Annotated in this window: 22 protein-coding genes and 1 pseudogene; 9 read left to right on the forward strand and 14 right to left on the reverse strand. The window is 70.9% G+C overall.

The window, feature by feature from the left end; translation table 11 throughout:
• Positions 1-17 precede the first annotated feature (17 nt).
• Complete coding sequence (locus SNA_RS26235) at positions 18-923, forward strand: phosphotransferase family protein (protein WP_030066022.1); 906 nt, start codon at positions 18-20, stop codon at positions 921-923.
• On the opposite strand, the gene SNA_RS26240 is transcribed toward SNA_RS26235, so the two are convergent.
• Positions 895-1,845 (reverse strand): glycosyltransferase family A protein, encoded by a 951-nt coding sequence (locus SNA_RS26240; RefSeq protein WP_044367006.1) that lies wholly within the window; start codon positions 1,843-1,845, stop codon positions 895-897. The two genes, SNA_RS26235 and SNA_RS26240, sit on opposite strands and share 29 nt — an antisense overlap.
• 1 nt (position 1,846) lies before the next feature.
• Complete coding sequence (locus SNA_RS44820; protein ID WP_052808992.1) at positions 1,847-2,995, reverse strand: hypothetical protein; 1,149 nt, start codon at positions 2,993-2,995, stop codon at positions 1,847-1,849.
• Between the two features lie 205 nt (positions 2,996-3,200).
• Between SNA_RS44820 and SNA_RS26250 the strand changes: the two genes are divergently transcribed.
• Positions 3,201-4,088: a glycosyltransferase family 2 protein gene (locus SNA_RS26250; RefSeq protein ID WP_198535136.1), complete on the forward strand. Its 888-nt coding sequence runs from the start codon at positions 3,201-3,203 to the stop codon at positions 4,086-4,088.
• Positions 4,081-5,562: a N,N-dimethylformamidase beta subunit family domain-containing protein gene (locus SNA_RS26255; RefSeq protein WP_037788494.1), complete on the forward strand. Its 1,482-nt coding sequence runs from the start codon at positions 4,081-4,083 to the stop codon at positions 5,560-5,562. The genes SNA_RS26250 and SNA_RS26255 overlap by 8 nt, the downstream gene beginning before the upstream one ends.
• Here SNA_RS26255 and SNA_RS26260 read toward each other — a convergent pair.
• The 4 genes from SNA_RS26260 to SNA_RS26275 all read right to left on the reverse strand — a co-directional run bounded on the left by SNA_RS26260 (position 5,513) and on the right by SNA_RS26275 (position 9,182).
• Positions 5,513-6,289 carry a hypothetical protein gene (locus tag SNA_RS26260; RefSeq protein ID WP_030063249.1) on the reverse strand — a complete coding sequence of 259 codons (777 nt, stop codon included), beginning with the start codon at positions 6,287-6,289 and terminating at the stop codon, positions 5,513-5,515. The genes SNA_RS26255 and SNA_RS26260 overlap by 50 nt on opposite strands.
• Positions 6,290-6,324: 35 nt before the next feature.
• The gene (locus SNA_RS26265) at positions 6,325-7,170 is read right to left on the reverse strand and encodes a class I SAM-dependent methyltransferase (protein WP_030063250.1); all 846 of its coding nucleotides are present in this window, start codon (positions 7,168-7,170) and stop codon (positions 6,325-6,327) included.
• An 82-nt stretch (positions 7,171-7,252) separates the two neighbouring features.
• Entirely contained in the window at positions 7,253-7,999 is a 747-nt protein-coding gene (locus SNA_RS26270; RefSeq protein ID WP_241779848.1) for an HAD family hydrolase, read from the reverse strand.
• Positions 8,000-8,015: 16 nt separating this feature from the next.
• On the reverse strand, positions 8,016-9,182 hold the full coding sequence (locus tag SNA_RS26275; protein ID WP_030063252.1) for a serine/threonine protein kinase: 1,167 nt from the start codon (positions 9,180-9,182) through the stop codon (positions 8,016-8,018).
• Positions 9,183-9,385: 203 nt separating this feature from the next.
• Between SNA_RS26275 and SNA_RS26280 the strand changes: the two are divergent.
• Together SNA_RS26280 and SNA_RS26285 are read left to right on the forward strand one after the other, a co-directional pair.
• A pseudogene (locus SNA_RS26280) lies at positions 9,386-10,589 on the forward strand (RNA-guided endonuclease InsQ/TnpB family protein); the annotation flags it as partial.
• 382 nt (positions 10,590-10,971) lie between these two features.
• Complete coding sequence (locus SNA_RS26285) at positions 10,972-12,069, forward strand: radical SAM protein (protein ID WP_030063254.1); 1,098 nt, start codon at positions 10,972-10,974, stop codon at positions 12,067-12,069.
• Here SNA_RS26285 and SNA_RS26290 read toward each other — a convergent pair.
• From SNA_RS26290 to SNA_RS26300, 3 genes are read right to left on the reverse strand one after another with little or no spacing between them, the layout of a single operon-like run.
• Complete coding sequence (locus SNA_RS26290; protein WP_044367262.1) at positions 12,051-13,064, reverse strand: GHMP family kinase ATP-binding protein; 1,014 nt, start codon at positions 13,062-13,064, stop codon at positions 12,051-12,053. The genes SNA_RS26285 and SNA_RS26290 overlap by 19 nt on opposite strands.
• A gap of 5 nt (positions 13,065-13,069) precedes the next feature.
• A complete protein-coding gene (locus SNA_RS26295) occupies positions 13,070-13,627 on the reverse strand; it encodes an NUDIX domain-containing protein (protein ID WP_241779849.1) in 558 nt (185 codons plus the stop codon).
• Positions 13,624-14,748, reverse strand: coding sequence for an NAD-dependent epimerase/dehydratase family protein (locus SNA_RS26300; protein ID WP_078970208.1), 1,125 nt, complete (start codon positions 14,746-14,748; stop codon positions 13,624-13,626). The genes SNA_RS26295 and SNA_RS26300 overlap by 4 nt, the downstream gene beginning before the upstream one ends.
• Positions 14,749-14,954: 206 nt before the next feature.
• Here SNA_RS26300 and SNA_RS38635 point away from each other — a divergent pair, with 206 nt between their 5' ends.
• A complete protein-coding gene (locus tag SNA_RS38635) occupies positions 14,955-16,682 on the forward strand; it encodes an NAD-dependent epimerase/dehydratase family protein (protein WP_051877054.1) in 1,728 nt (575 codons plus the stop codon).
• Positions 16,683-16,692: 10 nt separating this feature from the next.
• Here the strand turns inward: SNA_RS38635 and SNA_RS26310 are convergent, their stop codons facing one another.
• The gene (locus tag SNA_RS26310) at positions 16,693-17,568 is read right to left on the reverse strand and encodes a glycosyltransferase family 2 protein (protein ID WP_030063259.1); all 876 of its coding nucleotides are present in this window, start codon (positions 17,566-17,568) and stop codon (positions 16,693-16,695) included.
• Between the two features lie 150 nt (positions 17,569-17,718).
• Here SNA_RS26310 and SNA_RS26315 point away from each other — a divergent pair, with 150 nt between their 5' ends.
• Positions 17,719-18,717, forward strand: a complete 999-nt coding sequence (locus SNA_RS26315; RefSeq protein WP_030063260.1) for an aldo/keto reductase — start codon at positions 17,719-17,721, stop codon at positions 18,715-18,717.
• 295 nt (positions 18,718-19,012) lie between these two features.
• Here SNA_RS26315 and SNA_RS40455 read toward each other — a convergent pair whose 3' ends face one another.
• Entirely contained in the window at positions 19,013-19,588 is a 576-nt protein-coding gene (locus tag SNA_RS40455) for a CGNR zinc finger domain-containing protein (RefSeq protein ID WP_078970209.1), read from the reverse strand.
• A 103-nt stretch (positions 19,589-19,691) separates the two neighbouring features.
• Here SNA_RS40455 and SNA_RS26320 point away from each other — a divergent pair, with 103 nt between their 5' ends.
• Positions 19,692-20,864 (forward strand): epoxide hydrolase family protein, encoded by a 1,173-nt coding sequence (locus SNA_RS26320; RefSeq protein ID WP_030063261.1) that lies wholly within the window; start codon positions 19,692-19,694, stop codon positions 20,862-20,864.
• A gap of 284 nt (positions 20,865-21,148) precedes the next feature.
• Here SNA_RS26320 and SNA_RS26325 read toward each other — a convergent pair whose 3' ends face one another.
• The 3 genes from SNA_RS26325 to SNA_RS26335 form a co-directional block, all read right to left on the reverse strand.
• Positions 21,149-22,105, reverse strand: coding sequence for an SDR family NAD(P)-dependent oxidoreductase (locus SNA_RS26325; RefSeq protein WP_030063262.1), 957 nt, complete (start codon positions 22,103-22,105; stop codon positions 21,149-21,151).
• Positions 22,106-22,213: 108 nt separating this feature from the next.
• Positions 22,214-22,492 carry a hypothetical protein gene (locus tag SNA_RS45050; protein WP_030063263.1) on the reverse strand — a complete coding sequence of 93 codons (279 nt, stop codon included), beginning with the start codon at positions 22,490-22,492 and terminating at the stop codon, positions 22,214-22,216.
• Between the two features lie 20 nt (positions 22,493-22,512).
• Positions 22,513-23,358 (reverse strand): SDR family oxidoreductase, encoded by an 846-nt coding sequence (locus SNA_RS26335; RefSeq protein ID WP_030063264.1) that lies wholly within the window; start codon positions 23,356-23,358, stop codon positions 22,513-22,515.
• 119 nt (positions 23,359-23,477) lie between these two features.
• Between SNA_RS26335 and SNA_RS26340 the strand changes: the two genes are divergently transcribed.
• A complete protein-coding gene (locus SNA_RS26340) occupies positions 23,478-24,083 on the forward strand; it encodes a TetR/AcrR family transcriptional regulator (RefSeq protein ID WP_044367014.1) in 606 nt (201 codons plus the stop codon).
• Positions 24,084-24,125: the final 42 nt, after the last annotated feature.

The following is a 24,125-nucleotide window of genomic DNA, read 5'->3' on the forward strand; positions in this document are numbered from 1 at the left end:
CTGACCAGGGGAAACCGTTGATCACACTCTCTCAGGCCGAGCGCCTCGGCGATGCGCTCGGCCTGCGCCTGACGCGCTTCTCCGTCACACCCGATGGCCGGGGCCGGACCTTCTTCGCGACGACCACGGACGCGCAGCCGGTGATGCTCAAGTGGTTCGGCGCGGACGAAGGACCGCAGCCTCATGTGCTCGACTACGCCGAGACGCTGCGCCGCCGGGGCTACCCCACCGCGCGGACGATCGCACACGGCCCTGTGCCGAGGGGGCACCTCCCAGGGGTGGCTGAGGGAGGGTATGTGGTCATCCAGGAGCAGCTGTCCGGGGAACCCGCCTGGCACGGGCTGAACTCGTCCCTGCTGGAGGAGGTGCTGGCCGCCGTCGAACTCCAGGCCGGAGCCGTGACCGGGGCGGCTCCGGCCACCGCCTCGGACGGCGCGGCCCTGCTGACCGGCGTGGTCCACCACGACAGCCTGGGCTGGTGGCAGGCCGCGCGGCACAGCGGAGAGGAGATCGCCGAACTCTGCACCGAACTGGGCGCGTGGGCTCGGGCGGTGCCACCGCCCGAGCCCCGGCGCGACCTGGTGCACTTCGATCTCGGCTTCCCCAACGTACTCGTGGACGGGGACCGGCTGACCGGAATCGTCGACATGGACCAGCTCACGGTCGGTGACCGCGCCGTTGATCTCGTCTCGCTCGCCTTCCACTTCGAGCGTCTGCGTCGGCTCGGCGGGTGGCTGCCCGCCCCGGATACGGTCGGCCGGCTCGCCGAGCGTGCGTTGCGGATCTCCGGCCGGTCCTGGTGGCGGCATGCGGTCGCCTACTACGCCCTGTTCCAGCTGAACTGTTCATGGCCGCCCGATGAGGCCGTGCGGCTGGCCGCCGCGGCCGGGACCGTCAGGCGGATGATGGCTCACCCGGACTGAGGGACCCCGGACCGCCGTCGGCGGCCGCGCGGTCCTGCGCGATCATCGCGGTGGGTCCCGCCGCGAGCCGTGCGCTGTGCAGGGTGTGGTTCGCCGACTGCTCCGGCGTACCGAAGTACCGGGCGGGGTGCTCGAAATGCAGGCAGCTCAGGGACCGGTCCAGCTGCCAGGCCCGGACGGTCGGGGTGACGGAGGACACCTTCACCAGCAGGTCGTCGTCCTCCGCACCCCAGCCGTAGTACGCGCCGCAGTAGCCGCCCACCTGCTCGAAGAGCGTGCGCGCCAGCAGCAGGCTGCCCCAGTGGAACGGGGTCCGCCACTGGAGGCGCTCGCTGAGCTCCGGGTCGATGGCCGCGGCGGGCGGCCAGATCACCGGGGTGACGATCCCCAGTGCGCTGTCACCGGGCGGCTGCCAGTGGAGCCGCTCGTCCGGGTACGGGCGCAGGCGGCTGCCCGCTCCGGACCGTACGAAGCAGAACGGCCTCTCCCCGGTCATGACCGGGGCCGACGCCGGGTCGACCTGCTGGTCCACCGCCGGCTGCCCGGCCAGCGCCTGCGGCCCGCCGAGCAGACGGTGCATCCACGGCTGCCCGAGCACCCGTCCGCGGGCGAGGCCGACGGCCCGGGTCAGATAGTCGCGCCCGAGCGGCGCCAGATCGGCATCGGAGAGGTACAGCAGTGGTGAACGGGCCTGTGCGGCACCGGCGTTGCGGAGCAGCCCCGGCGCTCTGGCTTCGTCGGGGGCCCGCACCACGCGGACCCGGCGGTCGGCGTCCAGGTCCTCCGCCACGCTCAGCGGGATGTCACCGGCCGTCGCCACCACCACCTCGCACGGCATGTCCTGGGCCAGCCAGGCCGCGGTGACCACCGGCAGGAACCGACGGCCGTGGTGATCGCCGTAGAGCGGGATGATCACGCTCACGTCAGGCATCGTGCGCCTCGCCTCCCTGTCTGGGCACCAGAGGTGATGCCCCGTCGAGCCATCCGCGGCCGCACCGGAGACCGCTTCGGACATAGGTCTTGAGCAACGCGGCCTGGTCGGGGCGGACCGACTGCCGGGCCTCGGGCGGCAGGCTGGAGACCCCCAGCGTGGCCACCGCGGCAGCCCGGATCCGCCGGTCCAGCCGGTCCGCCGCGGGGTGCCGGCGCTGCTCCGGCGAGCAGCGGGTCAGCCGGGCCGCCTGGAGACCGAGCAGCAGGCAGTGGATCCACAACTCGTCGGCGAAGTGGTGGCCGAAGTCCCGGCCCACGGCGGCGGCGAGATCCGCGGGCCGGCCGTCGCGCACCAGCCGGTGCACCTGTTCCTCGGAACAGCCCAGGTAGGGCAGGGCCACCGTCCAGTGGGCGTGGCCGCGTGTGCCGATGACACCGTCCGGCCCCTCCACCCGGGCGTGGCCCTCTCCCCGGCGCATGTACGGCAAACCGCCGGGCCGCTCCAGCACCCGGCCCGTCTCCAGCGCCGCCGCGATACCCGGCTCCCGTAACGGGCATGCCGAGCGGCGCACTCCGTGCCACTCGAAGCCGGCGATGCTGTCCGTGTCGATGTGCTCCACGGGATGGGGCACGGCGATCAGGCTCATCCGGCCGGTGTGCCGCAGATACGCCGACAGCACCTCGTCGTCGTGCCGGTCCGTGCTCCCGCGGGCGTACCGGCGGAACTCCTCGGCCATGGCGACGGGCAGGCAGACGGCCTGGGTGGGGGTGAACTCCTCGGGTACACCGCGGACCCAGCCGGCACCCACCAGGGCGGCGAGCCGTACGGCTGCTCCGTTCCGGGTGTTCCAAGCGGCGTAGAAGGCGAGGGCGTCGGCCGGGTGGCGCCGCACGGAGCACCGGACCAGGTCGCGCAGGAAGGCAGGAGCCGCCACATCGTCCTGGAGCACCAGATGGTGCGTCGCTCCGGGAGTCACCGCCGCCCATGCGGCGAGTGCCGTGCGCAATGCCGAGGGCGGCCCGTCGGGGTCCGGGTCGACAACCACCGAGTCCAGGCCCAGCTCGGCAGCCAGCTCACGGGCACGGGGCAGTCTGCGCGGATGGGTCATGACGGCCGAGCTGATGCGGACATCGGTCATCTGTCGCCATCCTTCCGCGCGTCACGGCCGAAGCACGGCACGGATGCTCGCAGAGTCCCTCACGATCGAACAGGGCGAAGGGCGGAAAACGAGCCAGACTCGGGTGTTTCTTTTGACCAGTTGTTCGCGAGGGTAAAGACAGTTCCGGCGTCGTCTCCTCGACCATGCAAGACGAATGCGGAACGGAGACCGAGCATTGCCCGACGTGAGTGTGGTCATTCCGCTGTACGGGGAACACCGGGCACGGGAGAGCCTGCTGACGGTGACAACGGCCTGGCTGGCCCAGGACATGCCGTGCGAGGTGGTGGTGGCGACGGCCGGTGACATCCCGCTGAGCGTGGCGGAGGACCTGGACGCCGACCGCCGGGTCCGCGTGGTGCGGGCCCCCGACGAAGCCAGAGCGCCGGGGCTGCTCCGCAACGCCGGCGCCGCACAGGCCCGTTCACCGCTGCTGTACCTGACCGACGCGGACGTCACCCCGTTGGGCCGCGACTATCTGGGCCGGGCTCTCACTCTGGCTGCGGGGCGGGCGCTCGCTCAGCCGTGGATGCACCGGATACCGAGCGGCGCGGCAGGACCGGCCGCGGAGCGGGCCGTGGACTGCACAACCGCCGGACGAGGGCTCTACTGCTTCGTCACGGCGTCGCCGGACGGTGCGCTGCACGCCTGCGAGGGCGAGGAACTCATCTGGAAGCGCCCCAGCCGCGGCGCCGTCCGGTACGAGACCCCCAGGGTCCTGCCACCCGCCTCCGAGCGGGATCCGTACGCCCCGCGCAGCCTCCAGTGGCGGGCGCCCTACCACTGGGGAGGTCTGTTGCTCCAGCAACGGACCTTCACCGAGGTCGGCGGCTACTGCCCGCGGTACGCGGGCTGGGGCAGCGAGGACGACGACCTGCTGGTGAAGGTGGCGGCGCGCACCTCGGTGATCCGCGGCTGGCAGGCCGACCGCTCCTGGCGGTGCCTGCACTTCGAACATCCCGTGCCGGCCACCGTCACCCCCGACCGGCGGTCGAACGAGGCCCTGTACACCGAGCGGCTCGCCGCCGGGCCGGACGCCATGATCGTGCAAGATCGGGCGGGCGCGGATGATTGAGGGCTATACCGGCCGGGAGACCGTCGAGGTCGGCAGCACACTCCGGTTGCATGTGTCGACGGACGCCCCGCTCTTCCGGGTCGACTTCTACCGGCTGGGCAAGGAGCTGGATTTCCTGGGCAGTTCGGACTGGCGTACCGGCGTGCACACGCCTCCTCCGCCCCACCCCGACGGCCACCCCGGCCATGCTTCTCCGGCCGACGACTGGAACTGGCCCGAGTACGCATTTCCCGTCCCTCGCGACGGGCGACCGGGCATCCACATCGCCCGCTTCGTCGCGGGCGATGCTTCGGGACGGCCGTCGGATCCGCCGCGCCGCCTCCGGCACGCCAGTGGTTTCGAGCGGGAGTTCTTCATCGTCAGGCCGTCGTCCGCCGGCTCCGTCTCCCGCATCCTCTACAAGAAATCGACGTTCACCCGCCATGCCTACAACCGCTCGGACCGCTCGGGACTGGAGAGGGCGTGCAACCTCTACGAGAATCCGGTGTACGTCGACGCGGCGGCCGGTCCGGGAGTCGGCGCCGGTACCCCCAGGGGTCACAAGGTCAGCATGCGCCGGCCCGGCGGCATCAACGACCTCGGCTACTGGGACGCACCGTTCATCGGCTGGCTGGAACGCCACGGGTACGACGTCGAGTACTGCGGCGATCTCGACCTCCATGAGAATCCCGAACTGCTCGACGACTACGACCTGTTGCTCAGTGTGGGGCACGACGAGTACTGGTCACAGGCCATGCGCACGCACGTCGAGACCTTTGTCCGAAGCGGTGGCAACGTGGCCTTCCTCAGTGCCAACACCTGCTGGTGGCGGGTCCATCTCACCGACGGCAACACGGCGTTCGTCTCGGACACCGACCACGAGACGGATGGTGCCCCTCCGGATCCGACCGCCGCGGACCTGTGGTGGCGGCCCGCGCCCGGTGGCGTCGGCGTGCCGGAGAACGGCCTGACCGGGGTCAGCTTCCGCAACGGCGGCGTATGGCCGGGCGACTGGCCCGGCGACCGTCCCTGCCCGGGGTTCACCGTTCAGCACGCCGACCACTGGGTGTACGAGGGCACGGGGCTGGCGGACGGCACCAGCGGCGGTACTCCCGATGTGTTCGCATCCGGAGTGCCGCTGATCGGGTACGAATGCGACGGCGCCGCGTTCACCTATGACGAGCACGGCGTCGCGCGCGCACACGGCATGGACGGCACTCCGGATTCCTTCCTCATCCTGGGCATCGCCCTCCTCCACCCGCCGAACCGCGAGCCCCACGCTCTGCGGTCGGGGCACTGGGGCTACGAACCGCGCGAAGAACGGATCACCGGCCCGCGCGCCGCCACGATGGGTGTCCATACCGCGGGCGGAACGGTGTTCACGGCGGCGACGACCGACTGGCCGAGGGTGGTGGGTCTGGGCCTCGATCCCGCGGTCGACCGGATCACCCGGAACGTTCTGGACAGGCTGCGGACCCGTCGGCCCGGTGCATGATCCACACGGCCGGCTCCCAGTACGTGCCGAGGTCGCGCGTACGGTCGATGCTCAGGGGCGCCAGTCCGCCCGGGAAGACGTACTCGCCGTCATCCGGGAAGGCCATGCCCGTCCAGCTCTCCCACTCCTCCACCGTGCCGGTGATGCGCGACGACCGTTCCGAGGCGGCGGCGACGCCGCCTCCGGCCCGCACCTGGGTGCGGATCCAGGGGTCGAAGGGGGAACCGTCGTCGCGTTTCCAGGCGGCGTAGCGTTCGATCGGGGTGAGCGGGTAGCGCTCCTTCCAGGTGGGCCGTACCGGTACGAGGACCGTGCCGAGCCCGGCGGAGCGGGCGGTCGCCGTCATCTGGTCCAGCAGCACCTTCGACAGCCCCTTGCCCTGATGGGCCGCCGCGACCTCGATCCCCAGAGCGCACAGAGCGTCCGGGGACCGGTCGGCGTCATGGTCCGCGAAGGCACGTGCGATGGAGTCGTCCAGGCCGGAACCCAGCCCCTGGGCGGTGCCGTCCCAGGTACGGGGCAGGGACCGGCCCGCGCCGAGGATCTCGTCGTGCGCGTCGTCGTACAGGAGGAACTGGTATGCGGGGAAGTCCTCGAAGAGGCGCGTCCAGTAGCCGCCGTTGATGTCTCCGTGCAGGTTGTACTCCGGCACGACCCCGGCGAACTGTTCGGAGACGCGGTCCCACAGTTCCGGTCGTTCCGAGTGACGTACCACCACCGGGGTCATCGGGCCGGACTCCTCTCTGTGCGGGGGGGGCGGGCTCAGGCAGGGACGGTCAGGTCCCAGACGATGACCAGCGGCAGGCCGTCCCAGGCGGCGCGGGCCGCGTCGGCGACGGACTCCTCGTAACCGCCCGGTGCCAGTCGCCCGTTGAAGAGGGGCTCGTGACAGCCGTTCACGCTCAGTCCCGCCTGCCTGAAGGCCGCCAGATAGCGGCTGGGCAGATGGACATGGTTGCGGACGAACGCCAGGCGGCCGGGGCCTTCGGCGAACAGACACTGCCCCTGGAGGGAGATGACGAAGGGGTGCAGGTCGGAGAGGATGATCCGCCCGCCCGGACGGACCACACGGGCCAGTTCGGCGATGCCCGTGCACGGGTCCGCGAGATGCGTCAACGCCAGGCAGCAGACGGCGAGGTCGACCGAGTCGTCCTCGAGGGGGAGGCTCTCCAGCCGTCCGACGCGGTACTCGGCACCGGGAGCGTTGGCCCGGGCCTTGTCGAGCATCTGCGGCGACTGGTCCACCCCGAGCGTGCGGTGGCCGCGCGAGGTGAGTGCCCGTGTCTGCCGGCCGGTGCCGCAGGCGGCGTCCAGCGCGGTGCCGGGGGGCAGGGGGTCCAGGAGGGCATGGACCACCGGCTCCTCCACCTCGATGAACGCATTGGGCAGGGAGTCGTAGATCGCGGACCAGGCCGCGTAGCCCTGGGCGGCGTCGAGCTCACGGGCGACCTGGCCGCTGTCCCGCGCGGGTTCCTCGACGGCAGCGAGTCGGCGGATGTCGTCCAGGCGGTCCCGCAGGAACTTCTCGTCCCCGTCGATGGCGTGGCGCAGCAGGGCCAGGCCCTCAATTCCCAGAACCAGCTCTCGCCCCCGGTATGCACGGTCCATATGGATGACCCTCTCCGATCGGCGGCCCGGTTTTCTCTGCCGGTCCCCGCACTACCCCGGCACCGGGGAAAGGAAAACTCGTTCACGAGGATGCGCCGGCCGAGGCGCGCCACCCCAGCAGCCCCATGAGCTCCCGCAGCCCCGCGATCCGCGCAGCACCCGGCGGAAGGGGCGGCGCAACACCGTCGACGGCGCGGTCCGGCCGCCACAGATGCACGGCCCGCATCCCCGCGGCCAGCGGACCCACCACGTCAGGCACCCAGACATCACCGACGAACAGGGCCTCGTCCGGCCGCAGACCGCAGCCGTCCAGCACCATCCGGTAGGGCAGGGGGTGCGGCTTGCGCGCCCCCGCCCGGGCGGAGCTGACCGCCACGTCGAGCAGCCCGCCCAGGCCCACCCGCTCCACGGAACGGTCCAGGTCCCAGAACCAGTTGGAGCAGACGGCGACTCGCAGCCCCCGCTCGCGCAGCGCTGCGAGTACCTCCAACGCATCGTCGAAGAGCGCCAGATGGACGGCCTTCATCGCCTGGTCCAGCTCGGCGACCAGATCATCCAGCCGGTCCTCCGGCACGCCGCAGGCGTGTGCCCGGCGCCGGAGTCGGCCCCGTTCCCAGGCCGTGTACGCGGCCTCGCTGACGGAGTGCTCGGTGTGCTCCTCGCCGTCGCGCGGCCCGGCCGACCACTGGTCCCCCCACCGCGCGCCCTGTTCCGCGAGCCCCCGGCGGGCGAAGATCGCGCCGTGGCTGGGCGGCCACGGCGGAATCATGCGCACCAGCGTGCCGTAGTAGTCGAAGATCACGCCCCGGATACCGGCTCGCTCGGACACCCCCTCGCCGGTCACCTCAGAATCGGCCGTACCTGCGCGGGAAGTAGTCCTGCATCGTGCCTTCCCGTTCGATGTCGACGGTTGCGCAGTGCAGGCCGCCGCCGAACGGGCCCACCGCACGGAACGGAACCGGCACGATCTCGAATCCGTAGCCGGAGAGCTGATCGGCGAGCGGCAGCTCGTTCTCCTCCACACACAGCGTGTTCTCGTCGAGATTGAGCATGTTCGCCGCCAGCCACGGGCTACAGAAGGAGAGCTTCGGCGAATGCTGCCAACTGGCCGGCTGGACCGCTTCGACGATCTCCCAGTCGTTGAGCTTGAAGAACTCCATCAGCTCGGCGTCGGCGAGCCGTTCACCGCAGTGCAGCACCAGGCCCGGACGCAGCGGCACCCAGGTGGAGTCGATGTGCAGCGGATGCGTGTTGGTGGAGGTCACCGCGTGCACCCGGTGGTCGGGGAAGTGACGCCTGAGCCACTGGTAGCCGCTGCGGTTGGTGACGAACGAGAGCTGGACGAACAGGTCCTTGCCGAAACGCGCCACATCGGCCGCGTCGAACAGCGGCTCTGCCTCGGTGAGCACCAGGTCGTAGTCGCGCACCCGCGCGAGCTGCTCCTCGGTCGTCAGCTTGTTGAACACGTCCCAGAAGCCGGCGTTGTAGGAGGCGTCGGTGAGCCGCGGTTTGGGCGCCGCCTCCCAGCGCATGCTTGGATCGCCGTCGAAGAGCCGCTGGAGCACCGGTCGGTAGCAGAGGTGCTCGAACCAGCGGCTGCGGTACGACATCGTCGCTTCCAGCACCTCGTTGCCGACCGTCAGCAGCAGATCCCGGGGTGGCATGCAGCCGAACATCGAGTCGTGCGTCCACTCGGGCGTGGCGACCTGCTGGGTGAAGTCGACCGGTGTCGGCCGGTCCACCCGGATGCCGCGACGCTCCAGCAGCGCCGCGAAGTTGTCGAGCTGCTCCTCGGCCTCGGCCACCATGTCGGGAGGCATCGGCCCGTACGTGCCCAGGGGAAAGCCGTCGTCGGGATAGTCGCGGCTCACCGCGGGCTCGGGCGCCTGCACCACGGTGCCCTCGGCCCTGCCGACGACGACGTGCCGCAGCGGATCCCAGCCGTTCCACGAGTTGACCCGTACCGGACGCGCGGACTCCTCCGCGGCCGTCGCTGACTGCTTGGTCGTCACCGAACCTCCCGGAGGGTGCCCCAGGCTTCAGCCTGGGGTGGGGCTACCTCCCGCTTGCGGGGGAGAATCCGGCTTCCCGCGGAGCGGGGCAGGGAAAGCCGAATCGCCGCCGGGCGATTCGGCGTCCGCCATCCCCGCTGGTGAGGGACACTGCAAAGATCAATAAGGATCAACTGTCAGTCCTCCCGGGTAGGTTCGGGTACATGACGACACAAGCGACGACGGAGAGCGCCGGGCACGCCCGGTACACGTTCCGTGTGCGCTTGTCGGTGACGGCTCGGCGTGCACTCGAAGCGGAGTGGGACCGGTGCCGCTGGGTGTGGAATGAGTGCGTTGCGAAGTCCAGGCAGGTCCACCAGGCCGTGAAGGAGACCGGCGAGAAGTTGACCTGTGGCCCGGCTCAGCTCGACAAGATGCTGACCGAAGCGCGCAAGGTGACGCCGTGGCTGTGTGAGGGAAGCTCGGTTCCCCAGCAGCAGCTTATACGCGACTTCGGCACGTCTCGGTCCAAAGCGCTCAAGGACATCAAGGACCGGCTGCCGATGCGGCAGCGGGCCGGGATGCCCAGGTGGAAGAAGAAGCACGACGCGGCGCCGACCCTGAACTACACCCGGCGCGGATTCCGGTTGAAGGACGGGCGCCTGCACCTGGCGGGCGGGATCGTCGTACGCCCGGTGTGGTCGCGTGAGCTGCCCGAGCCGCCGTCCAGCGTGCGCGTGTACCGCGACGGTGTGGGGCATTGGTGGGCGAGCTTTGTTGTCCCCGCGCAGACCGAGAGCCTTCCGGCCACCGGCCGCGTGATCGGCATCGACTGGGGCGTCAAGGAGACCGCGACCACCACGTCCGACGAGCACGACCTTCCCCACGCCGAGTACGGGACGAAGGCTGCGGCGAAGCTGACGCGGTACGACCGCATGATGGCCCGACGTAAGCCGAAGAAGGGGCAGGCCGCCTCGAAGGGCTACCGCGAGGCGAAGAAGCTGCGGGCCGAACTGCACAAGAAGATCGCCCGCCAGCGCCAGGACACGGGCCGCAAATGGGCGAAGAAAGTCGTGACCGACCACGACGCCCTGGCGGTAGAGGACTTCCGGCCGAAGTTCCTCGCGAAGTCGAACATGGCGCGCAAGGCCGCGGACGCGGCGATCAGTGCCACGAAGAGGGCCCTGATCGAGATGGGTCGCAAGCACGGCCGTGCCGTGCACCTGGTACACCCCGCGCACACCACCATGGACTGTGCGCAGTGCGGAGCGAGAACCAAGCACGCACTACCTCTTTCCGAGAGAACGTATGCCTGCACCGCGTGCGGAGCTGTCTCGCCCAGAGACAAGAACTCCGCCCGCGTGATGCTGGTCCGGGCTGGTCTCGTACCCGGCTGGTGCTGATCGTGTAAGACCTGCCGGTCCGCCGGACCGCAGGCGACGTGAGCTAGGAATCCCCCTCGTTTACGAGAGGGAGGAGTCAAGTACTCACCCTCCGATAGGGGGACGTGGGAGGCGCGGGTGCCACGCTGCGGCAGCGTGTCGTCACCGTCAAGAGTTCCTTGGTCGCGCGCCGCAGCCATTACGTCAAAGTTCGCGGAAGTCAGAGCGCCGACCGTGTGTGCCCGGGTGGGGAACGCTGCTGGCAGCGGTCCCGGCGATCCGGCCCGGACGGGTTACGGACCGGTGGCTTCAGGCCGAAATCCCGCTGCCCTCGCGCAGGGCCCGGGCCATGCGGGGGTAGGGAGAGGTGATTGCCGCACCTCCCACGAGCCGGCCGTACACCGCCCGTACAGCAGAGGAGATGGCACGTGAGCGCAGACCGCCTGGACCTGGTTTCCAAGCTGTACCAGCCCTCGGGCTGGCCCCGGGTCCTGGAGGCCGCCTCCGGCGGGCCCTCCCGGGCCCCACTGGTGGTCGATCTCGACCCCACGACCTTCTGCGATCTGGCCTGCCCCGAGTGCATCAGCGGAAAGCTGCTCAACCAGGGCCGCTTCACCCCCGAACGGCTGGCGGCGCTGGCCGAGGAACTGATCGCCCTGTCCGTGCGGGCCGTTGTCCTCATCGGCGGCGGCGAACCCCTGGCCCACCGCGGCACCCGCGGGGTGTTACGCATCCTCGGCGAGGCCGGCCTCGCCGTCGGCGTGGTCACCAACGGCACCATGATCCGGCAGAACCTGGAGGAACTGGCTCGGTACGCCTCCTGGGTACGGGTCTCCGTCGACGCCGGAACGCGCGAGACCTTCGGCCTCTTCCGGCCGGACCGCAAGGGCCGCAGCGTCTTCGACAAGGTCATCGAGAACATGCGGCTGCTCGCCGAGGCCAAGCGCGGCGTCCTCGGCTATTCCTTCCTGGTGATGTCCCGTCAGGAGCCCGACGGCCGCACCGTGACCAACCACCACGAGGTGCTGCGCGCCGCCGAGCTCGCCCATGACATCGGCTGCGACTACTTCGAGACCAAAGCCATGTTCGATGACGACCACCACATCGTGCAGGTCCCTCAGGAGGTGCTCGCATCCGTCGACCGACAGCTGGCCGAGGCGGCGCGGCTGGAGAGCGAGACCTTCCAGCTCGTCAACTCCTCCACGCTGACCTCGCTGCGCGGCCATGCCGGACCCGTCCAGCCGAAGGCGTACCACCGCTGCCAGGTCGCCGAACTGCGCACCCTCGTCACACCGTCCGGTGTCTACGTCTGCGCCTACCACCGGGGCAATCCGCTGGCGAAGATCGGCGACGCGGTCACCGACGACCTTGCCACGATCTGGCAGGACTCCGATCGCGGCATGATCGACCCGAGCTGGGACTGCCGCTTCCACTGCGCGCGCCACCGCTCCAATCTGGAGCTGGACCGGATCGCCCGCGGCGAGGGCAGGCCCCCGCTCGCCGCGGACTACGACCCGTTCATCTGAGGAGACACCTGCTGGTCCCGAGGCTGCGGCGCGCAGGGGGTGGCGACCTCCCGGCGGACGCCCGGCGCCGCACGGGCCGGGATGACCCGGGCCCCGGGGACCGCGCCGCGCAGCGCCCGCCGCAGCCGGTCCACCGTCTCCGGCTCCTCGGCCACCGGGCACACCCCGACCAGCGCCCCGCCTCCGCCGGCCCCGCTCAGCTTCAGCGGCAGGCCGGCGGAACGGAGCGCCACGGCCCGCACCTCCTCCAGCAGCGGCACCGACATCCGCTGGAGGTCGCGCATCGCCGCGTGCGCGCTGCTCATCGCCGCGCCCAGCGCCCGGTGGTCGTGCCCGCGCAGCGCCTCCCACACGGCCGCCGACGCCTCGTCCACCCGGGCCCGGTAGGCGGCCAGCGCCGGATCGCGGGCCGCGAGCTGCGCCCGTACGGCGCGGATGTGGCCGCCGGTGTCCTTGCGGACGCCGGAGTCCACGACGATCACGGCCCAGTCCCCGGGGAACTCCAGCCGGTCCCGTACGGCCGGAAGCCCGCGCGTCCGGCCGTCCAACAGCAGCGCGCCGCCCTCGACGACGGCCAGCTGGTCCATGCCGCCGCCGTTGAACACCGCGAACTCGAACTCGTACGCCCACTGGGCCAGGGTGGTGCGGTCCGGCGCCTGGCCGGCGGGGGCGCAGGCGTCGGCGAACGCCCGGAACAGCGCCACGATGAACGCCGTGGACGACGACAGGCCGCTCGCGGCGGGCGCGTCACTGCGTACGGTCACGGCCGGCGGTCGCGGCGCCAGGCCGGGCAGCCGCTCGCGCAGGAACGCCCATACTTCCTCCCGCCAGCCGCCGCCCGGGCTCTGAGCGGCCGGTGCCCGCGGCCCCGGAGGCCCGATCTCCACCGTGGTCATCAGGTCCAGGGCCAGGCTCACCGACCGGCCGCCCAGCCAGTCCAGGTCCTCACCGGAAAGGCAGGCCCGGCAGGGCACCGCCGCTCGCACCCTCTCCATGCCGTTCACCGGGCCTGGAACCGCCCTTCGTCACGGAACGCCTCGTACATCGACAGCGCCACCGCCGTGGGCGGATGCAGCGGCGACGGAGGATCCGTCAGCGCTCGGAACTCCACCTGGCGCACCTCGTCCGGGCCGGGGCGGAGTTCGCCCGACCAGCGCCGGGCCACGAAGCACAGCGCGAAGCAGTGGGTCATATCGCCGTTCGGATAGGTGAGTGTGTGCACCTGCGGATCGGACAGGGACCCGAAGGCGACCAGGTCTGCCCGCTCCACCCGCAGTCCGGTCTCCTCCGCCAGCTCCCGTACGGCAGCGTCGGCGAAGTCGCCACCCTCCTCGCAGGCTCCGGCGGGCAGCTCCCACACCCCCGAATCGGCCCGCTGCTGGAACAGCCCCCGCCCGTCCGCGTCGAGCAGCAGGACCTGCGCGCCCGGGACGAGCAGCAGCCGGCTGCCCACCTTCTGACGCAACGACCAGATGTAGGACCCGATGTAGCCCATGTACGAGCCGCCTTCCTGGGCTCCGGGGACGACGACGCCGGACCCGTGACAGGAGGCTGTCACGCGTCTTCCTCGGCCAGCCAGCGCGGCACCGCCCGCGGCGTGGCGAGCAGCCAGCTCACGTACCGGCCGATGCCCTCGCGGACCCCGGTCCGCGCCCGCCAGCGCAGCAGCTCCCAGGAGCGCTCGACGCAGGCGTACCCCCCGAGCGGATCCCCCTCCGGCCGCGGGGTGGTCACCCGGCGGGCGCCCGGGAAGTGCGCCGCGACGAGGTCGGCCACCTCGCGCACCGATGTCGGGGTGCCCGTCCCCACGTTGACGGTCTGCTCGGCCATCTGCTCCTCCACCAGGGCGAGGGCCGTGGCCTCGGCGACATCGTCCACATGGACCAGGTCCCGGACCTGGACCCCGCCGCCGTTCAACCGCATCGGCCGGCCCAGCCGGGCCTGGAGGGTGAGCCACGGCACCATCCACGAGTGGCTGCCCGGCTTGGGGATCTGCGGATCACCGTAGACGGAGAAGTAGCGCACCACCGCATACTCCGTACGGGACGAGGCGCCCAGCATCAGCCGGGTCTGATGCTCGGCCCACAGCTTGGAGTTCGCGTACACCGACAGCGGGAACAGGCACTGGTCCTCCCGGAACCGCTGCGGCCCCTCGACGCCGGGCAGGCCGTCGCCGTACACCGCTGCCGACGACACCAGCACCAGCCGGCGGACCGGGTGCGCGGCGATCTGCTCCAGCAGCACTTGGGTGCCGCAGACATTCGCGCGGAAGGCGATGTCGGGGCGCCGGGTGCAGGCGGCCACGTCGGCGTAGGCGGCGGCGTGCACCACGAAGTCGGCGCCCCGGACCAGTTCGGCCACCGTGTCCCGGTCGCACACGTCACCGACCACCAGCCGCGCACCGGACCGGGCCGCCCCGAACAGCTCATGCGCCGGTTCCGGATAGGCGTCCATCCGGTCGAGCACGGTGACCGCGGCGCCCACCCTCTGGAGCAGCGCCGCCAGCCGGCTGCCCACCAGGCCGCCCCCGCCGGTCACCAGGACCCGCGCGTTGAGGAGCTTGCCCAGCCGCAACAGCACGGTCTCCCCGGTGCCCGCCCGTGTTCCGGTCTCTGTTCCTGTCCCTGTCCCTGTCCCTGTTCCTGTGCCTGTCCATGGTCCCTTTGACAACGCGGGCATGGTGCCCCCTCAGGCGTCTGATGCGGAGTCGGGATTGCCATGCCAGGATCCGTGGGGCCGTGCGCCACGGCCAGAACGCGTTTTCGGCGCTCTTGCGGCCCCTGGGTGCCGCCCGTACTGTCCGGATCCGGTCCCGGACGCGGGCGCGACGGGATACGGAGTCAGCTGGAGGGCGTGTGACGCGTTGTCGGTTGAGCGGTGTCGTGATGACCCACCCGAAGCGCCGTGAAGCCGCAGAGAGACTGGCCTCGACCGCGCCCCCGGGCGCCCTGCGGGTGGTCATGGACCCCGACCCCACGGGGACGCCGTCGGTGCTGCGCACGGCGCTGGCCGCCTGGTCCTCGATCGAGGACGGAGCCACCCATCAGCTGGTCGTCCAGGACGACATGGTGTTGTCCGATTCCTTCTTCGAGCGGGCCCGGCGCGCCGTCGAGGCGATGCCCGGCGCCGCACTCGCCCTGTTCGCGCTCTGGGACTCACGCAACGGGGCCGCGGTGCGGTTCGGCGCCCTCGCAGGGGCGCGCTGGGTGGGAGCCGTCAACGAGTACTTCCCCTGCGTGTCGATCATCCTGCCGCGGCAGGTCGCCGAAGGCTTCGTGGCGTACGGCCGGAGCCGGCTGGGCGGCTGGCCGGACGACATCCTCATGTACCGCTACCTGACCGAACAGTGCATCCCCCGCTATGTGTCGGTACCGAACCTCGCCGAGCACCAGGACCGCGGCAGCATCTCGGGCAACGCCTTCCGGGGGCCGCGCAGATCCGTGTCCTTCCTGCCGTCGGATCCCGCCGGGCACGAGGACACACGCCTCACCGGCCTGACGGTCGTTCCCTTCTTCAAGCAGGGCGTGGCGCAGTGTGCGGTCCGCGTCGCCGGGCCCGGGCCGCAGCGCTGGCTCCACCTGGACTGCGAGCGGTACCTGGCGGGCGCCGGAGTGCCGGCCGCCCGGCTGCGCACGGCTCCCCCGGCAGCGGGGGACGGTGACCGGGGAACGTGGCTCACCGCCTTCGCCACAGGACTGGTGGAGCGGCGCGACGGCCTCCGCGGCACCTCCGGCGGCGCAACCGCCTCACCCGACCCCGCCGTGGTAGCCGAAGCCCTGGCGACCATCGGCCCCGGCGGGATCAGCCATGCGCGGACCGAGGAACAGATCGAGGAGCGCAGGGCAGAGCTGGCCCGTACCGCCCGGGAGGGACTCGCGGCGGGACGGGAGGCGGCCGAGGACCTCGCGCGTCCGCGCAGGAACCGCCGGACATCCCCTTCCCGGCCGCGCCGCGTCGGCGTGATCGGCGCGGCGACGCCACTGGGCGAGCACATCGTGCGGGGACTGGCCGACCGCGGACACCCCGTCACGGTGCTCGGTCCATGGGGCCCCGACGAGGACGGCTGCGCTGCCGTGGCGGATCTGCGGGGCCTCCAAGAGGAACGGGACGGCGAGACGCGGCTGTCGGTGAACGTACGGACGGACGGCGACGGACGGCCTCTCCCGCACCCCGTCACGTACACGCTGCACGCAGGCGACCTGTACGGGCCCGGATGCTCGCGGCACACCCCGATCGGCCGCATGGTGTGGAACGCGCTGCGCAGCCACCCCGTCGTACTGGGCACGGCCCCGGAGCGCCCGCTTCATCCGCTCCATGTGGACGACCTCACCGACGCCCTGGGACGGGTGCTGGGCACGCCCCCTGCCGCACGCGTCCTCACACTGGCGGACCCGCAGCCCTGCACGGCTGCCGGCCTGGCGGAAGCCGTGTGCGGTGCCGTCCGGCCCGTCCCCGTCGAGGCGGACGGCGCAGCGGCCGGCGCCCCCGTCCGGGCGGTGCTCCGGCCCGGCGCGCGCCTGCCCGGCTGGTCACCCGCGACCGGCCTCGGCCGGGGCCTGCACAGCTTCGCCCAGTGGCTGGCCTACGAGGGCATCCGGCTCATGGCGGACTGACCGGCAGCACTCAGATGACGGGAGGGCGGCCCAGCCGCGTCATCCGCCACACCGTGCGCCAGCGCATGGGCTTCCGCCGGCCACAGGGCGTGCGCACCCCCTCGACGAATCCCCCCAGCCAGGCGCGCAACCCCGCCCGCGACCGGGTACGTGCAACGGTGAGCGCCGTCCACACGCCCAGGTAGAGCGGCACCAGAACCGCCGGCAAATGGCGCTTGGCCAGCCACACCCGGTTGCGTGCGACCATCCTGTGGTAGACGGCGTGGCGCGTCGGGGACGTCCAGGGGTGCTGTAGCACCAGCTCCGGCGCGTAGAGGACATGCCAGCCCGCGTCCAGGGCGCGCCAGGCCAGGTCCGTTTCCTCGTGCGCGTAGAAGAACTCGTCCGGCCAGCCGCCGGTCTCGTCCAGCATCGCCATGGACAGAGCGTGCCCGCCGCCGAGGAATGTGGTGACGTAGCCGCCGCGCAGCGGGTCCGAGGCACGCAGCCGCGGGACATGGCGGCGCTGGGTGCGGCCCCGTTCGTCAGCGATACGGAAGCTCACGATCCCCAGGTGCCGGTCCTGCTCGAACAGCTCGACCACCCGGCAGAAGTCGTCCTTGCTGATCAGCAGCCCGTCGTCGTCCAGGTCGACCACGACATCCACGTCGCCGAACTCCCGGAGCCGGGCCAGCGCCGCGTTCCGGCCACCCGCGACGCCCTCGTTCTCGGCCAGCATCACGCCCGTGACGCCGTCGGGGAGGAGTGGGAGCGGTGCGCCGTTCGCAACGACCACGATCCGGGCGGCCGGAGTGTGCTGGGCCGCGACCGACTCCAGCAGGGCGCCGAGTTCACGCGGGCGATTTCCCATCGTCAAGATCGCGACCCCGAGGCGTAGTTGACGCACTGACAAATGCTCCCATCCTTATGACTGAACTCGAAATGCTAGCCGTTCCTGCACGTCCCGTGCGGAGAGCACCGCGCGCCCCCGTGCGGAGAGCACCGCGCGCCACCGACCTGCGCGCCCGCGCCCCCATCCCCGACAGGAGGCCGCACCATGAAGCCCGAGCCCTACCGCGCCGCCGCAGGCCGCTACGACGCCATGCAGTACCAGCGCTGCGGGCGCAGTGGTGTGCTGCTGCCCAGGGTGTCGCTGGGCTTGTGGCACAACTTCGGCGACACGACCCCGCTGGACACCCAACGGGCCGTGCTGCGCCGCGCCTTCGACCTCGGTGTCACGCACATCGACCTGGCCAACAACTACGGGCCGCCGTACGGCAGCGCCGAAGCCAACTTCGGCCGGATCCACGCCCAGGACTTCCGGCCGTGGCGCGATGAGCTGTTCATCGCCACCAAGGCGGGCTACGACATGTGGCCTGGCCCGTACGGCGAATGGGGCTCCCGCAAGTACCTGCTGGCCAGCCTCGACCAGTCGCTGGGCCGTATGGGTCTCGACTACGTCGACGTCTTCTACTCGCACCGCTTCGACCCGCGGACACCGCTGGAGGAGACCGCCGGCGCCCTCGACGCGGCGGTGCGTCAGGGCAAGGCGCTCTACGCCGGGCTGTCCAACTATCCGCCGGATCAGATGACGCGCGCCGCGTCGCTGCTGCGCGAGCTCGGCACGCCGCTGCTGGTCAACCAGGACCGCTACAGCATGCTCGACCGCGGAATCGAGCGCAGCGGGCTGCTCGCCGCGTCCGCCGAGGCAGGTGCCGGCGTGATCGCCTTCTCACCGCTTGCCCAGGGCCGGCTCACCGACCGCTACCTGAACGGCATCCCCGCCGGATCCCGGGCGGCCCTCGGACATTTCCTCAAGCCCGCCGCCCTCACCGAGGAACGACTGGCCCTGCTCCGGACGCTGGACAAGGCCGCGGCCGAGCGCGGCAACACCCTCGCCCAGCTCGCGCTCGCCTGGGTGCTGCGCGACGCACGCATCACCTCCGTCCTCATCGGCGCCAGCAGCGTCGCCCAGCTCGAACAGAACCTCGCAGTACTCGACGTGGCGCCGCTCGAGGAGGCGGAGCTCGCCGGGATAGACCGCCTGCTGGGGTGAGGGCTGCCGGGCGACTGCCGGTGGCACGCACTTGGGCCGGTCGGGGTGTCCGTTGTCGCCCGTAGGTAGCGCCCCGGCATTCCGGCTCGGTTTCGCGTTCCGGCGAAGTGCTTGCGCGCAGCGGGCAGCGTGGCTGCACTTCGTGCGGCAGGTGTTACCGAACGGTCCCGAGTTCCAGAGCCGCTACGCCCGCCACGATCAGTGCCAATCCGCCGACCTGGACGAGCGACAGGCGATCCCCGAGGAGAACCACGCCTAGCAGGAGCACCTGCCGACGAAGGCAAAGCGGTAAAGATCACTCCGCCGATCTGGGGTTTTTGCGCTGGTTGGCATGGAAGCGCGCTTTCTTCTGACGATTCCCGCACGTGTTCATGTCACACCATTTACGGGTGCGACTTCGGCTGGTGTCGAAGAAGGCGGCTTGGCAGGTTGGTGATGCACACAAGGCCAATTTTCCGTCTCGTTCGCCTGCGATGATGCTGATCGCGTCGGCGGCGATCACGCTGAGGGCATCTTCCACGCAGGAAGCCGAGCTGAGCCGCCATCGCCGCTTACCCTCGGGCGTCAGGATCGCTGCGGCCCGACCCTGAGCACTGCGGTCATTGATGACGTGGACAGCAGATGCAGGGAGAGCGTCCTGGATCGCGGCCGCTGTCGCGGCGGCGTGAATCGACTCCCTCAGTTCCCGAGCGAGGTCGAGCTGGGCAGTGGTGCAGGAATCCACGGCGAGGCCGTTCACTGCCAGCCAGTCGATGAGTCGCTGCGGCGTGGGAATGCGCTCCACAGCATTGCCATGACGCTCCGAGAGCGTCCCCGTGAAGCTGGTCGCCAGCACGTTACCGAGGCGGAAGTCAGGGAACTCAGCACGCATGGAACCACCTTAGCTGGTTGCAGCGCGGCTCGGACGCCTGCTAGAACCGTCTTAGCCGGTTCGCGACAGGTCGTAGCCGGTTCCGCGATGGCCAGGAGGTCTCATGCCCCGCCCAACCAGCGACGTGCAAGCATGTGAAGTCCACGCAACTGACGCTGACCTCGACGATCTGCGCGCGCGACTGGCCGCGGCGCGGCTACCGGAGGCCGAGACGGTCTATCGCGCCGCGCCCGACCCTCGCCGATGGGAACAGGGCGTTCCTCTCGCCGACCTCGTCGACGTCGTGAACTACTGGCGCACCGGGTACAACTGGCGGTCGTTCGAAGCGCGCCTCAACCGGATCGGCCAGTTCCGCACGACCATTGATGATCTGGGAATCCACTTCCTGCACCGCCGGTCCGCACGCGCGGATGCCACTCCGCTGATCTTGACGCACGGCTGGCCGGACAGCATTGCTCGGTTCATCGATGTAGTGGACGAGCTGGCAGATCCGAAAGACGCAGATGCGCCGGCGTTCCACGTCGTGGTCCCGTCGCTGCCAGGCTTTGGTTACAGCGACAAGCCGTCCACCACCGGGTGGGGAACCGAAAAGATCGCGGCCGCATGGGTGGAACTGATGGGAAGGCTCGGCTACAGCAAGTTCGTGGCCCACGGCGGCGACTGGGGAGGCAATATCACCACGGTTCTCGGCGGCAGGTTCCCGGCGCACGTTCTCGGCATCCACACCACGTTCGCGGAGGGACCGCCCGGGTTGACAACGGACGGGCTGACGGCGGTCGAGCGCAAATGGACCGAGGAAACCCGCGATTTCTGGCGCCACCGCGCGGCGTACGCGAAGCAGCAGGCGACCCGACCGCAGACCATCGGCTACTCGCTCGTCGACTCACCGGTCGGGCTTCTTGCCTGGATCCTTGACAAGTTCGCCGAGTGGTCGGACACCGAAGACAGCCCGTTCGAAACGATTTCCAGAGACCGCGTTCTTGACGACGTCACCCTGTATTGGCTGACGCGGACCGGCGCATCGGCGGCCCGCATTTACTACGAAAGCCACAACTCGCTCGATCCCGAACTTCGGGTCGACGTCCCATCAGCACTCACGATGTATCCCCGCGACGTCGAGAAGTGTCCGCGCCCCTGGGCTCAGGAGCGGTACCGACAGATCGTCCGATGGAGGGAGCCCGAAACCGGGGGACATTTCCCGGCGCTGGAGGTTCCCGAGTATTTCGTCAAGGACCTGCAAGAGGGTCTCGCGGCAGTGCTGGCCGCTGATCGGTGAACGCGGCTGGGTGTCAGCACTCGATCACCGCCTGATCCGGCTCAAGGCGTTGCCCGACGGCTTCCAGACCGAGTCCAGCGATTGCAACACCTGTGGTGCCATCGCTGGTTCGGGCGGCGTGTCGAGCGGGCCCGTATCCACCCGGCGCCTCGGCGCCCGCCCGAGAGCAACAGCTTCGTCAGCCGGCCAGGATCACGGAGGCGACCACCCGCGTTCAACGGAGGCGACCACCCGCGTTCATACGTCAACGAAGGTTTCTTGACGGAGTGTCGTTTCCCGCCGTGTCACCGGCTCGCGAACGCGTTGGTGCCGGTCAGCTGTGCCGACAGGGTCCACAGGCGTGCGGCTTGTTCGGGGTCGACCGCGTAGGGCCGTACTCCGGGTGCGTCGTCCTGGGAGAGCGGGGCGATGTCGCAGTCGTTCAGGTAGACGCCGCCCTTGTGGGCCAGCTGCGGGGAGGTGGCCGCCCAGACCTGGGTGGCGGCGCCCTGTTCGGGGGTCTTGAAGCCGGGGGCGGTGTTGCCCTGGTCGTCGATCCAGCCGAAGGCGATCATCTCCTCCGGCGTCATGTGCCGCTGGAGCGGGGTCATGATGGCGCCGGGGGCGACAGCGAAGGCCCGCACCTGGTGCTCGCGGCCGAGGGCGTCGAGGTGGACGGCGAACAGCGCGTTCGCGGTCTTGGACTGTCCGTAGGCGACGGCCTTGTCGTATTCGTTTTCGAACATGACGTCGTCCCAGTGGATCGGCGAGTAGCGGTGTCCGGAGGAGCTGAGCGCGACCACGCGCGCGCCGCCGTCGGCTGCGAGTGCGGGCCACAGCCGGTTCGTGAGCGTGTAGTGGCCCAGGTGGTTGGTGGCGAACTGAGCCTCCCAGCCGGGTCCGAGGCGGGTCTCGGGCAGGGCCATCACGCCGGCGTTGTTGATGAGGATGTCGATGCCGCGGCCGCTTGCCAGGAACTCGTCCGCGAAGGTGTGCACGCCGGCCTGGTCGCCCAGGTCCAGCCGGCGCACCTCGACCCGGTCTGCTGCGTCGAAGGCTTCCGCGGCCGCCTCCGGGCGGCGGACGGCGACGACGACAGTCGCGCCGGCACCCCGCAGGGCGCGTGTGGTCTCCAGCCCCAGTCCGGAGCCGGCGCCGGTCACGACGGCGAGACTTCCGGTGAGGTCGAGGCCGGCCAGGACCTCGGTCGCGGTGCTGTGCGCCCCGAAGCCGGAGCCGATGGGCTGCTGTGCTGTCATGATCGCCATTCCTTGCGCGTGGAGCGGTGCGGCGGCGTCGGCGGGGCGAGCTGCTGGGACACCGCACGGTTGGGGGTCGTCGGGGCTGCCTTTCCCGGCACGCCCTGAGTGTCAGCCGTTGAGGTTCTGCATCAGCGCGGGGGCGTAGCGGTCGCCGGAGACGATGCCGTGTGGGGCGACGGCTTCGATGGCGGCCAAGTCCTCATCGGTGATCGTCACGGTGGTGGCGGCGACGTTCTCCTCCAGGTAGCGGCGGCGCTTGGTGCCGGGGATGGCGGACGGGGTGTGGCCGGGCGCCGGTCGCCGGTCGGGCGGGGCACGGCGGTGGTGTGGCGCCGACGGGCGGGAATGCTGGGCGGCCGCCGCGCCCGGCGTCGGCAGTGCACCCACCAGGTCGCGGGGCGGGGCGGTCAGCGCACCCAGGTGCCGGTGAGGGTCTGGACGGCGGAGCCGTCGAGGTCGGCGAGGGTGGTGGCGACAAAGTCGCGGGCCCACTGCGAGGTCTGGACGCGGAAGGGCGGGCGGGTGACGGTCAGGGCGTCGACGATCGGGGCGGCTGCCTCGGCCGGGGTCTGGGCGTTGCCGAACGACTGCCGGGTGCGGGTGATGTAGGCCTCAAGCGCCGGGCCGTAGGGCCCGGCGGCGGCGAGCAGCGTCGGGACGTCCAGGCCGAGATTGGCAACGAACTCGCTCGCCACCGCGCCCGGCTCGACCACGGTGACATCGACCCCGACGGTGGCGGCGACCGGCGCGAGGGACTGCATGAAGCCCTCGACGGCGAACTTGGCCGCGCAGTACGCCTCGTTGAAGGGCTGGCCGACGACGCCGCCGACGCTGGTGACGGTGATCACCCGGCCCTTCGACGCGCGCAGGTGCGGCAGGGCGGCCCGGGTCACCGCCACCACCCCGAAGAAGTTGACCTCCATGGCCGCGCGGACGTCGTCGACGCTGCTCTGCTCGATGGTGCCGACCTGGGCGGCGCCGGCGTTGTTGACCAGCGCGTCCAGGCGGCCGTGCTCGGCGACGACCTCGTCCAGGCAGGCGGTGATGCCGGCGGAGTCGGTCACGTCCAGGCGCTTGACCTGGATCCGGTCCGCGACACCCGCCTCGGCGGCGGCCCTGAGCAGGGCCTCGGCCTTGCCGGTGTCACGCATGGTGGCAATGGTCGTCCAGCCCGCCCGGGCGGTGCCGATGGCGGCGGCCAGGCCGATGCCGGAGGACGTACCGGTGATCAGAACCGTCTTCGGGGAGGTCATGAGGGTCTTCCTTGCCTGGGGAGCACAACGCGGGCCGACACCCGTAACCGGGGAGTTCCCCAGTTATCCGAAACGGTAAGCGGGGAACTCCCCGGTTGTCCAGCTAGACTGGTCCCCCGATGAACGGAGCAGCCTTGACCACCAAGCCGAGCGTGTTGCGCGCCGATGCCTGCCGCAACCGGGAACGCATCCTCGAAGCAGCCGTGCGCGCCTTTTCCGAGAAGGGCGCGGACGTCGCGATCGACACGATCGCCAAGGCCGCGGGCGTCGGCTCGGCCACCCTCTACCGCCACTTCCCCACGCGCGAGGCGCTGGTCGAGGCGGCCTACCGCAACGAGCTGGCCCGCGTCTGTGACAGCGCCGCGAAGCTGCTCGCCGACAATGCGCCGGACCGGGCGATCCGCCTGTGGATGGACGACTTCATCGACTACCTGGCCGCCAAGCAGGGCATGGCGGACGCGCTGCGGGCCGCGGTCGCATCCGGTGCGGACCCCTTCGCCGAGACCCTCGACAAGCTCGGCACCGCGCTCGGCACCCTGCTGCACGCCGGCGCCGACGCCGGTCTCCTGCGCCCGGACATCGACCCCCTCGATGTCGGCTTCAGCCTGGCCGGCGTCGCACTGATCACCAGCGCTCCCGACCAACGCGAACGGGCCGGGCGCCTCCTCGACCTGCTCCTCGACGGCCTCCGGTACGGCGCGGACGGGCCGGCGTCCAGCTCGTGACCCGGCTCCGGCCGCGTTCACCGCCCGCACCGTCGCGCAGCA

The sequence above is a fragment of the Streptomyces natalensis ATCC 27448 genome (assembly GCF_000935125.1).
Lineage (GTDB): Bacteria > Actinomycetota > Actinomycetes > Streptomycetales > Streptomycetaceae > Streptomyces > Streptomyces natalensis.

Excerpts from the sequence above, each read along its gene's own strand:
- SNA_RS26290 (WP_044367262.1), bottom strand. The coding sequence starts at position 13,064 with ATGGAGAGGGTGCGAGCGGCGGTGCCCTGCCGGGCCTGCCTTTCCGGT.
- SNA_RS26340 (WP_044367014.1), top strand. The coding sequence starts at position 23,478 with ATGAACGGAGCAGCCTTGACCACCAAGCCGAGCGTGTTGCGCGCCGAT.
- SNA_RS26320 (WP_030063261.1), top strand. The coding sequence starts at position 19,692 with ATGCCCCGCCCAACCAGCGACGTGCAAGCATGTGAAGTCCACGCAACT.
- SNA_RS26315 (WP_030063260.1), top strand. The coding sequence starts at position 17,719 with ATGAAGCCCGAGCCCTACCGCGCCGCCGCAGGCCGCTACGACGCCATG.
- SNA_RS26335 (WP_030063264.1), bottom strand. The coding sequence starts at position 23,358 with ATGACCTCCCCGAAGACGGTTCTGATCACCGGTACGTCCTCCGGCATC.
- SNA_RS38635 (WP_051877054.1), top strand. The coding sequence starts at position 14,955 with ATGACCCACCCGAAGCGCCGTGAAGCCGCAGAGAGACTGGCCTCGACC.
- SNA_RS26265 (WP_030063250.1), bottom strand. The coding sequence starts at position 7,170 with ATGGACCGTGCATACCGGGGGCGAGAGCTGGTTCTGGGAATTGAGGGC.
- SNA_RS40455 (WP_078970209.1), bottom strand. The coding sequence starts at position 19,588 with ATGCGTGCTGAGTTCCCTGACTTCCGCCTCGGTAACGTGCTGGCGACC.
- SNA_RS26255 (WP_037788494.1), top strand. The coding sequence starts at position 4,081 with ATGATTGAGGGCTATACCGGCCGGGAGACCGTCGAGGTCGGCAGCACA.
- SNA_RS26260 (WP_030063249.1), bottom strand. The coding sequence starts at position 6,289 with ATGACCCCGGTGGTGGTACGTCACTCGGAACGACCGGAACTGTGGGAC.
- SNA_RS44820 (WP_052808992.1), bottom strand. The coding sequence starts at position 2,995 with ATGACCGATGTCCGCATCAGCTCGGCCGTCATGACCCATCCGCGCAGA.
- SNA_RS26300 (WP_078970208.1), bottom strand. The coding sequence starts at position 14,748 with ATGCCCGCGTTGTCAAAGGGACCATGGACAGGCACAGGAACAGGGACA.